This is a genomic window from Streptomyces sp. NPDC023541, assembly GCF_055559995.1.
The window spans coordinates 222,745-235,168 of sequence record NZ_JBVHJO010000004.1 but is presented as its reverse complement, the minus strand read 5'-3'; the positions used below and the strand labels follow the sequence as shown (position 1 = coordinate 235,168).

The 12,424-nt window shown below is 72.9% G+C and carries 11 protein-coding genes; 10 read left to right on the top strand and 1 reads right to left on the bottom strand.

Features of this window, described 5'->3' with window-relative positions; genetic code table 11:
• Positions 1 to 22: 22 nt before the first annotated feature.
• Positions 23 to 946 (bottom strand): NADP-dependent oxidoreductase, encoded by a 924-nt coding sequence (locus ACZ3X1_RS11645; protein WP_467278898.1) that lies wholly within the window; start codon positions 944 to 946, stop codon positions 23 to 25.
• Positions 947 to 1,073: 127 nt separating this feature from the next.
• On the opposite strand from ACZ3X1_RS11645, the gene ACZ3X1_RS11640 reads away from it, so the two are divergent.
• The 10 genes from ACZ3X1_RS11640 to ACZ3X1_RS11595 all read left to right on the top strand — a co-directional run bounded on the left by ACZ3X1_RS11640 (position 1,074) and on the right by ACZ3X1_RS11595 (position 12,422).
• Positions 1,074 to 2,102 carry a GlxA family transcriptional regulator gene (locus ACZ3X1_RS11640; protein WP_362624712.1) on the top strand — a complete coding sequence of 343 codons (1,029 nt, stop codon included), beginning with the start codon at positions 1,074 to 1,076 and terminating at the stop codon, positions 2,100 to 2,102.
• A 94-nt stretch (positions 2,103 to 2,196) separates the two neighbouring features.
• A complete protein-coding gene (locus ACZ3X1_RS11635; protein ID WP_467278895.1) occupies positions 2,197 to 2,541 on the top strand; it encodes a DUF1330 domain-containing protein in 345 nt (114 codons plus the stop codon).
• Positions 2,541 to 3,491: a hypothetical protein gene (locus ACZ3X1_RS11630; protein WP_467278894.1), complete on the top strand. Its 951-nt coding sequence runs from the start codon at positions 2,541 to 2,543 to the stop codon at positions 3,489 to 3,491. The genes ACZ3X1_RS11635 and ACZ3X1_RS11630 overlap by 1 nt, the downstream gene beginning before the upstream one ends.
• Positions 3,492 to 3,681: 190 nt before the next feature.
• On the top strand, positions 3,682 to 4,371 hold the full coding sequence (locus tag ACZ3X1_RS11625) for an SDR family oxidoreductase (RefSeq protein ID WP_362624708.1): 690 nt from the start codon (positions 3,682 to 3,684) through the stop codon (positions 4,369 to 4,371).
• Positions 4,368 to 5,351: a methionine synthase gene (locus ACZ3X1_RS11620; RefSeq protein WP_356810690.1), complete on the top strand. Its 984-nt coding sequence runs from the start codon at positions 4,368 to 4,370 to the stop codon at positions 5,349 to 5,351. The genes ACZ3X1_RS11625 and ACZ3X1_RS11620 overlap by 4 nt, the downstream gene beginning before the upstream one ends.
• Positions 5,352 to 5,381: 30 nt before the next feature.
• Positions 5,382 to 7,583: an NAD-dependent DNA ligase LigA gene (ligA, locus tag ACZ3X1_RS11615; RefSeq protein ID WP_356810691.1), complete on the top strand. Its 2,202-nt coding sequence runs from the start codon at positions 5,382 to 5,384 to the stop codon at positions 7,581 to 7,583.
• Positions 7,584 to 7,969: 386 nt separating this feature from the next.
• Entirely contained in the window at positions 7,970 to 10,150 is a 2,181-nt protein-coding gene (locus tag ACZ3X1_RS11610; RefSeq protein WP_390076088.1) for a putative bifunctional diguanylate cyclase/phosphodiesterase, read from the top strand.
• 234 nt (positions 10,151 to 10,384) lie between these two features.
• On the top strand, positions 10,385 to 10,681 hold the full coding sequence (gatC, locus tag ACZ3X1_RS11605) for an Asp-tRNA(Asn)/Glu-tRNA(Gln) amidotransferase subunit GatC (RefSeq protein WP_030030671.1): 297 nt from the start codon (positions 10,385 to 10,387) through the stop codon (positions 10,679 to 10,681).
• A 5-nt stretch (positions 10,682 to 10,686) separates the two neighbouring features.
• Positions 10,687 to 12,180, top strand: coding sequence for an Asp-tRNA(Asn)/Glu-tRNA(Gln) amidotransferase subunit GatA (gene gatA / locus ACZ3X1_RS11600; protein WP_356810692.1), 1,494 nt, complete (start codon positions 10,687 to 10,689; stop codon positions 12,178 to 12,180).
• Entirely contained in the window at positions 12,177 to 12,422 is a 246-nt protein-coding gene (locus ACZ3X1_RS11595; protein ID WP_030961279.1) for a hypothetical protein, read from the top strand. The genes gatA and ACZ3X1_RS11595 overlap by 4 nt, the downstream gene beginning before the upstream one ends.
• Positions 12,423 to 12,424: the final 2 nt, after the last annotated feature.

Genomic DNA, 12,424 nt, shown 5'->3' with positions numbered 1-12,424 from the left:
GGGCGGCGGCGGCCGGCGACGGTCAGACCACCGTCAGGACGATCTTGCCGGTGGTGCGGCCCTGCTCGCCGATCTCGTGGGCACGGGCGGCCTGCGCGAGCGGCAGCACCGTCTCCACCAGCGGCTTCAGCAGCCCCTTGTCCGCGAGGTCCGCGATCGCCTGCAGGCCCTTGAGGTCGGGGTCGACCAGGACCCAGGAGGCGTTCACCCCGCCGGCATCCGCCGGGACGGAGTCCGGGCCTGGCAGGGAGACGAGGTGTCCGCCGGGCTTGAGGACCTTCAGGCTGCGCTCGGCGGTCTCGCCGCCCAGCGCGTCCAGTACGACGTCGACGTCGGAGACCGCCTCGGCGAAGTCCACCGAGCGGTAGTCGATCAGTTCGTCGGCGCCCAGCTCGCGCAGCACGTCGTGCTTGGCCGCGCTGGCCGTGCCGATCACGTACGCGCCGCGCGCCTTGGCGATCTGCACCGCCAGGTGCCCGACGCCGCCGGCCGCCGCGTGCACGAGCACCCGCTGCCCGGCCGTGATGCCGGCCGTGTCCACCAGCGCCTGCCACGCGGTGAGCGCCGCCAGCGGCAGCGCCGCCGCCTGCACGTGGTCGAGGGAGGCGGGCTTGCGGGCGAAGTGCCGCGCCGGGGCCGCCACGTACTCCGCGTAGCCGCCCGCCTGCCGCGGGAAGTGCGGCATGCCGTACACCGCGTCGCCGGGGGCGTAGAGGGTCACACCGGGTCCCACCGCCTCGACGGTGCCGGAGACGTCCCAGCCCACGATCGGGGTCTCGCCCCAGGCGATCAGGGCGCCGCTGGCGCGGGTCTTCCAGTCGACCGGGTTGACGCCCGCCGCGTGGACCCGGACGAGGACCTCGCCCAGACCCGGCTCGGGCCGCTCGATCTCCCGCTCGACCAGGTTCTCCGGGCCGCCCCACTCGTTGACGACGATCGCGCGCATCTCAGTCCGCCTCATTCCATCCGTCTGCGTCAGGTACCGGGCTGTTTCCCGGCGACGTGTTCCAGATTCGGGCCCCGCGCATCCTCATGGTGTTGGCCGTTTGGCCACTATGTGACAGGATCTGGCCATGGGTGAAATCGAGCAGCACACCGGGGACGCGACCCTCCGCGGGAACGGAGCGGACGGCCGGCACCTGGTCGCGGTGCTGGCCCTGCCCGGCTTCCCCCCGTTCGAGCTGGGCATCCCCTCCCGCGTCTTCGGCAGCGCCGTGGACGACGACGGCGAAGCGCTCTACGAGGTCGTCGTCTGCACCGCCGACGGCGCCCCCGTGCCCAGCGACTCCGGCTTCACCCTCCAGCCCGCCGCCGGGCCCGAGGCCCTCGCCGCCGCCGACACCGTGATCGTCCCGCCCACCCACGCCATGCCCGGGCTGGCCGACGGCGGACCGCTGCCCCCCGCCGTCGCCGAGGCCATCGCCGGCATCCGCCCCGGCACCCGCCTGGTGTCGATCTGCTCCGGCTCCTACGTGCTCGCCGCCGCCGGACTCCTCGACGACCGCCCCGCGACCACCCACTGGAACCTCGCCGACGAGTTCCGCCGCGCCTACCCCCGGGTCCGCATCGACGAGGACGTCCTCTTCGTCGACGACGGCGACGTCCTGACCTCCGCCGGGGTCTCCGCCGGAGTAGACCTCTGCCTGCACCTGATCCGGCGCGACCACGGCGTGGCCGTCACCAACCGGGCCGCGCGCATGTGCGTCGTACCGCCCTGGCGCGACGGCGGCCAGGCCCAGTTCATCGACCGCCCGGTCCCCGAACCCACCGTCGCCACCACCACCGCCACCCGTGCCTGGGCCCTGGAACGCCTCGCCGAACCGGTCAGCCTCGCCGAACTCGCCGCCCATGCCCGGATGAGCCTGCGCACCTTCACCCGGCGCTTCCGCGACGAGGTCGGCATGACCCCCGTCCAGTGGCTCACCGCACAACGCCTGGAGGCGGCCCGGCACCTGCTGGAGTCCAGCGACCTCCCCGTCGACCTGGTGGCCCACCGGTCCGGCTTCGGCTCCGCCAACTCCCTGCGCCAGCACATGCGCGCGTCCCTCGGCGTCTCCCCGATCGCCTACCGGCGCACCTTCCAGCCCGCCGCCCCGGCATGACCTGAGAGGTAATCGCCACCCCGGTCGCACGCTGCGAGGATCGGATCAACGGCCCGCACCGGCGGACCGGTCGGGACCGACAGGGGAGCAGACCATGACCGCGTACGCCATCGCCCACCTCCGCCCCGAGACGATGAACGAGGACGTCCTCACCTACATCGAGGCCATCCAGTCGACGATGGACCCCTTCGGCGGCCGGTTCCTCGTGCACGGCAAGGAGGTCGAGGTCCTTGAAGGGCCCTTCCCCGGCACCGTCGTCGTCATCGGCTTCCCCGACATCGAGCGTGCCCGCGCCTGGTACGCCTCCGACGCCTACCAGGCCGTCCTCCCGCTGCGCACCGATCACATCGCGGGCGAGGCCGTCCTGGTCGAAGGCGTCCCGGCCGACTACGACGCCTCCGAGACGGCTGCCCGACTGCGCGCCGAAGCCAGCTTCTGATGGGCAACCGGGCCACCTTCGTGATCGCGGGCCCCGAAGGACACACCCGCCACCGCTCCTCCTACGGCGCGGTGGCCCTGGACCTCGACCTGCTGGCCGGGCCCGAGGTGGTGATCCCGTACCTGCGCGCCCACGCGCCCGACGACAGCTGGTACCCGGACGACATGGTCGAGGCGGGCGTCCTCGCCGACCCCTTCCGCAGGCTCTTGTCGGTCTTCGCGTGGGAGGGGCCCGCCGCCTCACTGCGCACCCGGGCCGCCGGCATGGAGCTGCTGCGGCTCGCCTGGCCCGGCTGGGAGGTGCGCTGGCTCTACGAGGGCCAGAGCGGGCTGCGCGCCCACCTCGGCCTCGCCCAGCAGGAGCCCGGCGCCGACGTGTACCCCGGCCCGGCGCTGGAGCCGGACGACGAGGAGCTGGCCGATCCCGATCCGCTGGTCGCCGTGGTCACTGTCGGTACCGACCGCTGTCACGCCCTCGCCGACATCAACGACCACCCGGTCGAGGAGGGCCCCGCCCTGCCGGACCGGCTCCGGGACGCCCCCGGCCACGGCCGATACCGGCTGCGGGCGGATGCCGGGATCCACGTCGACCCGTCCCGGCGCCAGGTCGGCTGGTGGCTGAACACGGCCCGGGCCCACGCCCGCACCGTCGAGCAGCGGTGGCCCGGCTGGACGGTGGAGTTCTGGGAGGACCGCTGGGCGGAGCACGAACGGGCCTCCGGCGGCCGCTTCGCCCCGCCCGCGCCGGACCGTGCCGCCGCGCTGGCCGACGTACGGGCGCAGGCGCTCCGGCGGTGGGCCGCGCCGCGGGCGGACACGCGGGCACGGCTCGTCGCCGCGCTCCCGCACGCCACGATCGGCCACGGCTTCGCCCCCACCGTCACGGCGGAGCAGGCGGCCGCCGCCCGCGCCGCCGTGGAGCGGGCATACGCGGCTGCCGTCGGCACCTGACCTCGGCCTTCGGGCCCCGCGCCCCGGCGGACGGTCGTCGGCACCGGGTTCCCGCCCGCCGTCACCGCGCAGCGGGCGGCCCTGGCGCGGTCGGTCGTCGCACGGTCCCGCCGGGCCGCCACAGAGGGTTGAGCCGTCCGGAGCCGGGCTTCGCCCTCTGCGGCCCGCGCGACCTGCGAGCATGGGCGGTATGGCTACTCACTTGATCACCGGTGCCGGTTCCGGCATCGGCGCCGCCGTCGCGACCCGCCTGCACGCCCGTGGCGACGACCTCGTCCTCCTGGCCCGCGACGCCGGCCGCGGCAAGCAGCTCGTCGAGCGCTACCCCGGCTCCCGGGTCCTCGTGGGCGACCTCGCCGATCCCGACCGGCTCTCCTGGGCCTTCTCCAAGCAGGCGATCCCCGAGCGCATCGACTCGCTGCTGCACATCGCAGGGATCGTCGACCTCGGACCGGTGGGGGAGCTGCGCCCCAAGACCTGGCACCAGCAGCTCAATGTGAACCTGGTCGCCCCCGCCGAGGTGACCCGGCTGCTGCTGCCCACGCTGCGCGCTTCCAAGGCCACCATCGTCTTCGTGAACTCCGGAGCCGGCCTCACCGCCCACGCCGACTGGAGCGCGTACGCCGCGTCCAAGCACGGGCTGAAGGCGCTCGCCGACTCCCTGCGCGGCGAGGAGCGGGCCAACGGCATCCGCGTCACCTCCGTCTACCCCGGCCGCACCGCCAGCCCCATGCAGGCCAAGGTGCACTCCCAGGAGGGCAAGGAGTACGACCCCGCCGACTGGATCGACCCCGAGTCGGTGGCGACCACCATCGTGATGGCCGTCGACCTGCCCCGCGACGCCGAGGTCAACGACCTGTCCGTGAGGCCGGGCCGATGAGCGCGGGTGCGACCGGCGTCGGCTCGCTGCCCGGCGGCGACGCCCGCGAGGCCGCCAGGACCGCGACCGGCTCCTTCGAGGACTTCCCGTACCTGCCCGAGCTGCCCGCCCGCGGTCCCGGCGCGGACATGATCGGCCGCTCGGCCGGGCTGCTCGTCGACATGTACGCGCACGTGGAGCCCAGCGGCTGGCGGATCAGCGACCGTCCCGGACGCGACACGCGCCGGGCCCGGTCCTGGCTGGGCGAGGACCTGGACGCCCTGGAGGAGTTCACCCAGGGCTACACCGGCAGGCTCAAGGTCCAGGCGGTCGGGCCGTGGACGCTGGCCTCCGCCCTGGAGTTGCACGGCGGCGAGGCGATGCTGCAGGACGCCGGCGCCTGCCGGGACCTGGCAGGATCCCTCGCCGAGGGCCTGCGCGAGCACCTGGCCGACGTGCGCAGGCGGATTCCCGGCGCCGACATCGTGCTCCAGCTCGACGAGCCGTCCCTGACGGCCGTGCTGCTCGGCCGGGTCCGCTCCGCGAGCGGCTACCGCACCTACCGCGCCGTGGACCGGCAGGTCGTCGAGGGCACCCTGCGCGACCTGTTCGCCGTCCACGACGGTGAGGTGATCGTCCACTCCTGCGCGCCCGAGGTCCCCTTCGGCCTGCTGCGGCGGGCCGGCGCCACAGGCGTGTCGTTCGATTTCTCGCTGCTCACGGAGCGCGAGGACGATGCGGTCGGCGAGGCCGTCGAAGGCGGTACGAAGCTGTTCGCCGGAGTGGTGCCCGGCACCGACGGCCCGTTGTCGGACCCGGGCGGTAGCGTCATGGGTGTCAGGAAGCTCTGGCGCAGGCTGGGGCTGGCCCCGGGGACTCTGGCGGAGTCCGTCGTGGTCACCCCCTCGTGCGGTCTGGCGGGCGCCTCGCCCGCCTACGCCCGCGCGGTCCAGGCGCATTGCGCCAGAGCGGCGAGGTCGCTCGCCGACAACCCTGAGTGACGGTCGAGACGGGCCACGGGAGGACACGGCATGGCAGCCGAACAGCAGGACACGGCAGTACCGGCGGCGGTGCGCGAACAGCACCAGCTGCTGGCCGAGCAGGTCGAGGAGCACCGCTTCCGGTACTACGTGAACGACCAGCCGGTCGTCAGCGACGCCGAGTTCGACCAGCTGCTGCGTTCGCTGGAGGCACTGGAGGAGCAGTATTCGGAGCTGCGCACGCCCGACTCGCCCACCCAGAAGGTGGCCGGGGCGTACGAGACGGACTTCGCCTCCGTCGAGCACCGCGAGCGCATGCTCTCCCTCGACAACGCCTTCGACGACGAGGAACTGTCCGCCTGGGCCGAGCGGGTGGCGCGGGACACGGGCACCTCCGACTACCACTACCTGTGCGAGCTGAAAGTGGACGGCCTCGCCGTCAACCTCACCTACGAGAACGGCCGCCTCACCCGGGCGGCCACCCGCGGCGACGGCCGCACCGGTGAGGACATCACGCCCAACGTCCGCACCATCGCCGACATCCCCGACCGCCTGTCCGGCGACCGGATCCCGGCCCTCGTCGAGATCCGCGGCGAGGTCTACTTCCCGATGGAGAAGTTCGAGGAGCTCAACGCGAGACTCGTCGCGGCCGAGGGCAAGCCCTTCGCCAACCCGCGCAACGCCGCGGCAGGTTCGCTGCGCCAGAAGGACCCGAAGGTCACGGCGAGCCGCCCGCTGCACATGGTCGTCCACGGCATCGGCGCCCGCGAGGGCTTCGAGATCGAGCGCCAGTCGCAGGCGTACGAGCTGCTGCGCGAGTGGGGCCTGCCCACCGCCCGGCACAACAAGGTGCTCTCCTCCCTGGCCGAGGTCCGGGCGTTCATCACGGAGTTCGGCGAGAACCGGCACTCGGTGGAGCACGAGATCGACGGCGTCGTCGTCAAGCTCGACGAGATCGCCCTCCAAGGGCGCCTCGGGTCCACCGCCCGCGCCCCGCGCTGGGCCATCGCCTGGAAGTACGCGCCCGAAGAGGTCAACACCAAGCTGATCGACATCAAGGTCGGCGTCGGGCGCACCGGCCGCGTGACCCCCTACGCGCAGGTGGAGCCGGTGACGGTGGCGGGCTCCGAGGTCGAGTTCGCCACCCTGCACAACCAGGAGGTCGTCAAGGCCAAGGGCGTGCTCATCGGGGACACCGTGGTCCTGCGCAAGGCGGGCGACGTCATCCCCGAGATCCTCGGGCCGGTGGTGGACCTGCGGGACGGCACCGAGCGGGAGTTCGAGATGCCGGCCGAGTGCCCCGCCTGCGGGACCGCGCTGCGGCCCATGAAGGAGGGGGACATCGACGTCCGGTGCCCCAACGCCCAAACGTGCCCGGCCCAGTTGCGCGAGCGGCTCTTCTACCTGGCCGGCCGGCAGTCCCTGGACATCGAGAACTTCGGCATGGTCGCCGCCGCCGCGCTCACCGGCCCGCTGGAGCCGGCGCAGCCGCCCCTGCTCGACGAGGGCGACCTCTTCGACCTGACCATCGAGCAGCTGCTGCCCATCAGGGCGTACGTCCTGGACCAGGACAGCGGCCTGCCCAAGCGCGACCCGAAGACGGGCGAGGAGAAGATCGTCAGGGTCTTCGCCAACCAGAAGGGCGAGCCCAAGAAGAACGCCCTGGCCATGCTGGAGAACATCGCCGCGGCCAAGGAGCGCCCGCTCGCCCGGATCATCAACGGCCTGTCCATCCGCCACGTAGGGCCGGTCGCGGCCGAGGCGCTCGCCCGCGAGTTCCGGTCCATCGCGGCGATCGAGGCGGCGACCGAGGAACAGCTGACCGCCACCGACGGGGTCGGCGCGATCATCGCCGCCTCCCTCAAGGAGTGGTTCGCGGTCGACTGGCACCGGGAGATCCTGCGCAAGTGGCGGGAGGCGGGGGTCCGGATGGAGGAGGAAGGTTCCGCCGAGGAGGAGGGGCCGCGGCCCCTGGAGGGCCTGACCGTCGTCGTCACCGGCACTTTGCAGAGCCATACGCGGGACGGTGCCAAGGAGGCCCTGCAGAGGCGCGGCGCCAAGGTGACCGGATCCGTCTCCAAGAAGACCTCCTTCGTCGTGGTCGGTGACAACCCCGGCTCGAAGTACGACAAGGCCGTCCAGTTGAAGCTGCCCGTCCTCGACGACGCCGGTTTCGCCGTGCTGCTGGAGCAGGGCCCGGACGCGGCACGCGAAGCCGCGCTCCCGCTGGACGGCGCCCCCGAAGGGGAGTAGTACCCATAGGGCAATCCCCGAGGGGGAGTAGCGAAGGCGAACGGATGCGTGGCGTGCGGCCGTACGGGCGGGCGCACGCCAGGCGCGGCGGACGGTGGTAATCGGCCGGTACAAGGCTGGTCGCGGGGTGGTGACCTGTCGGATCATCGGACGGGTGACTGGGGGCCCCGGTCCAAACTCACCCGTTCGGCGGATACCGTACTGATGAGGATGGCTGGGTCGCATTCGGGCAACCACTGCCGACCGCTGCCCCTGGGAGCCTCCCGCGTCCTACTGTTGAGGTGTGCGCCTGTCGTGCACGGCTGCGGGATGCGATTCCGGCCGTGGTGGCACGACATCGGGGCCATCGCGTGACATCGGCATCGCCGGCTGTGAGAGGTACGGGCATGAAACCCACCGAAAGCGCCGACCCGTCACCTGAATTCGGCGGGGACATCCCGTCCATGCGGGCGGGCAGGCTCGGCGTCCTGGGTGCCAGGACGGCGGAGACCCGACCGGTCGACACCGGCGAGGGCGGGCAGGGGCGGCGCGGTGTGCTGCCCTTCCTCGTCGTGGGTCTCGCGGTCGCGGTCCTCACCGCCGGCGTCGCGACCGCCCTGAGCGGCCGTCACGCCCTGTTCCCCGGCGGGCCGGTCGGCTGGGCGCTGGCCCTGCTCACCGGCATCATCGTCGGCCACCTGGTCGCCCTCGGCCGCGACCGCTGGTGGGGCGGTACCGGATCGGGCGCCGCCCTCACCCTCGGCGTGCTCATCCTCTACGGCTGGGTGCCCGCCGGACTGGTCTCGCTGGCCGTGGTCTCCCTGGTCGGGGCCGCACGCCGGCACCGCTGGCGGCAGGGAGTGCTCCACGGCGCCGTCGACATCCTCGGCATCGGTGCCGGGGCCCTCGTCCTCGCCGCCTTCGGCGAGACGCCCTCCGTCGAAACCCCCTGGCCGCCCGCCACCTGGGGGCTGGACGCCGTACCGGAGATCGCCCTGGTCGCCGTCGCCTACCTGCTGGCCACCCGGTTCCTGCTCTGGATCGCCCTGGCCCCGCGCGGCGGCGGGCTGCCCACCGTGGCCCGGACCGCCCTGCTCCGACAGGCCTTAGTGGCGGTCGCGCTGCTCGGCATCGCCCCCCTCATCTGTGTCGTCGCGGTCAGCCAGCCGGTGCTGCTGCCCCTGTTCGCCGTACCGCTGATCGCACTGGACTCCACCCTCTGGATCGCCCGGGCGCGCGCCGAGGAGCAGCTGCGGGACCCCCTGACCGGGCTGCCGAACCGGCAGTGGCTGCTGGAGCGGGCCTGGTCCGCCCTGGACGAGGCTGAACGCCTGGGCACCCGGGCGGCCCTCGTGCTGATCGACCTGGACCGCTTCCGGGCGGTCAACGACACCCTGGGCCACCTGGCGGGCGACCGGCTGCTCCTCCAGATCGCCGACCGGCTGCGCCAGGCCCTGCCCGACGAGGCGGAGGCCGCCCGCCTCGGCGGCGACGAGTTCGCCGTACTGCTCCCCGTCACCGACTCCACCACCAGCGCCCAGCGCGTCGCCCGCCACCTGGTCGCGGAGCTCAGCTCCCCCCTCGACCTGGACGGCCTCACGCTCGTCCTGGAGGCCAGCGCCGGCCTCGCCGTCTTCCCCGACCACGCGCTGGACGCGGAGGGACTGCTGCGCCGCGCGGACGTGGCGATGTACCAGGCCAAGCGGGACCGCACGGGTGTGGAGGTGTACGAGTCCAAGCGCGACAGCAACACCCCCGACCGCCTGGGCCTCCTCGGCGACCTGCGCAGGGCCCTCGACGCAGGCGAAGTGGAACTGCACTACCAGCCGAAGGTCCGCTTCGACGGACAGGTCGCAGGACTCGAAGCGCTGGTCCGCTGGGTCCACCCGGAGCGCGGACGGGTGCCTCCGGACGAGTTCATCGCGATCGCCGAGACCTCCGGGCTGATGCCGCACCTGACGGAGTACGTGCTGGAGACCGCCCTGGCCCAGGTGGCCCGCTGGCGGGCGCAGGGCCTCAAGGTCCCGGTCGCCGTCAACGTCTCGCCGCGCGACGTCCACACCCCGGGCTTCGCCGGCGCGGTGGCCGCGCGGCTGGCCCGCCACGGGGTCCCGGCCAGCGGCCTGCAGCTGGAGATAACGGAACACGTCCTGCTGGAGGACCCCCAGCGGGCGGCGGACACCATGGCCGGCCTCACGGGGCACGGAGTGAAGATGTCCCTGGACGACTTCGGCACCGGCTACTCCTCACTCGTCCACCTGCGCCGCCTGCCGGTCAGCGAGCTGAAGATCGACCGGTCGTTCGTGGGCCGGCTGGCGGTCGACACGCAGGACGCGGAGATCGTCCGCTGCACCGTGGACCTCGCCCATTCGCTCGGCCTGCTCGTCGTGGCGGAGGGCGTCGAGGACGACGAGACCTGGGAGAGGCTGCGGGACCTGGGCTGCGACGCCGTACAGGGATGGCTGGTGGCCGCCGCGATGCCGCCGCAGGAGGCCACCGCCTGGCTGCTGGCCCGCGGTGAACGCGGCTGGCGCCGCCCGGCGGACATCACGGCGGAACTGGCGGCGGCCGAGGCCGACGCGGTCTGATCCTGCGGCGCGGTCGCCGGGGCTCCGCCGCGGACCCGGGCCCGCCGGCGTGCGGGGCGGCGGGTCCGGGGCGGAGCCCCGTTCTTCGTCGCGCCGGCGTCCGAGCCGCCTCTACCGGCGCCGCCGGACGGCTCCGGGCGGCGGCCCGGGCCAAACCGTTTCGCAGGCCGGGCACCGGGCCCCATAGGATTGAGCCCGAACCTACACATCCACCCACCCCCAGAGGATCGCTGCATGCCTGGCATTACGCGCGAGGAGGTCGTCCACCTCGCACGGCTGGCGCGCCTTGAGCTGTCCAGCAACGAGCTGGATCACTTCGCCGGACAGCTCGACGACATCATCGGCGCGGTCGCCCGTGTCTCCGAGGTCGCCGACCAAGACGTCCCGCCGACCTCCCACCCGCTGCCGCTGACCAACGTCATGCGTGCGGACGAGGTCCGTCCGTCGCTCACCCCCGAGCAGGCGCTCTCCGGTGCTCCCGCCCAGGAGCAGCAGCGTTTCAAGGTGCCGCAGATCCTGGGGGAGGACTAACAGCCATGGTCGACATCATCAAGCTCACGGCCGCCGAGACCGCAGAGAAGATCGCCTCCGGCGAGCTCACGGCCGTCGAGGTGACCGAGGCCCACCTGGCCCGCATCGACGCGACCGACGAGAAGGTCCATGCCTTCCTGCACGTCGACCGCGAAGGCGCCCTCGCCCAGGCCCGCGCCGTCGACGCCAAGCGGGAAGCCGGCGAGAAGCTCGGCCCGCTGGCCGGCGTGCCCCTCGCCCTCAAGGACATCTTCACCACCGTCGGGGTCCCGACCACCGTCGGCTCGAAGATCCTCGAAGGCTGGATCCCGCCCTACGACGCCACCCTGACGCGCAAGCTCAAGGAAGCCGACGTCGTCATCCTCGGCAAGACCAACATGGACGAGTTCGCCATGGGGTCCTCCACCGAGAACAGCGCCTACGGCCCCACCGGCAACCCCTGGGACCTCACCCGCATCCCCGGCGGCTCCGGCGGCGGCTCCGCGGCGGCGCTCGCCGCCTTCCAGGCCCCGCTCGCCATCGGCACGGACACCGGCGGCTCCATCCGCCAGCCCGCCGCCGTCACCGGCACGGTCGGCGTCAAGCCCACGTACGGCGGCGTCTCGCGCTACGGCATGGTCGCCTTCTCCTCCTCCCTCGACCAGGGCGGGCCCTGCGCCCGCACGGTCCTGGACGCGGCCCTGTTGCACGAGGTGATCGCCGGGCACGACCCGCTCGACTCCACCTCCATCGACGCCCCGGTCCCGCCGGTCGTCGAGGCCGCCCGCAACGGCTCCGTCGCCGGCATGCGCGTCGGCGTCGTCAAGCAGTTCGCCGGTGAGGGCTACCAGGCCGGCGTCGTCCAGCGCTTCAACGAGTCGGTGGAGCTCCTCAAGGAGCTCGGCGCCGAGATCGTCGAGCTGGACTGCCCGTCCTTCGACCTCGCGATGGCCGCGTACTACCTGATCGCGCCGTCCGAGTGCTCCTCCAACCTGGCCCGCTTCGACGCCATGCGCTACGGCCTGCGCGTCGGCGACGACGGCACCAAGTCCGCCGAGGACGTCACCGCCCTGACCCGCGAAGCCGGCTTCGGCGACGAGGTCAAGCGCCGCATCATCCTCGGCACGTACGCGCTCAGCTCCGGCTACTACGACGCGTACTACGGCTCCGCCCAGAAGGTCCGCACGCTCATCTCGCAGGACTTCGAGAAGTCCTTCGAGCAGGTCGACGTGATCGTCTCCCCGACGACCCCGACCACCGCCTTCCCCATCGGCGAGCGCACCGACGACCCGCTCGCCATGTACCTCGCGGACCTGTGCACCATCCCGACCAACCTGGCCGGCAACTCCGCCATGTCGCTCCCCTGCGGCCTGGCACCGGAGGACGGCCTCCCGGTCGGGCTGCAGATCATCGCCCCCGCCATGAAGGACGACCGCCTCTACAAGGTCGGCGCGGCCGTCGAGGCCGCCTTCGTCGCGCGCTGGGGTCACCCGCTGCTTGAGGAGGCACCGTCGCTGTGAGCACCAGTGCACTGTCCAAGGCCAAGGGCTTCAAGAAGTCCAAGACCGGCACCTACCTGTCGATCGGCACCACCGCCTTCGGCGCCATCAGCGTGATCAAGCAGGTCAAGAAGGCCCGCAGCGAGAACGACATGCTGAAGCTGGTCGACGCCGCCGTGTCCGCCGCCGCCATCGTCACCGGCCTCGCGATCCTGTACCGCGAGCTCAAGCGCCTGGGCGACGACGACGTCCTGCTGGGCTGAGA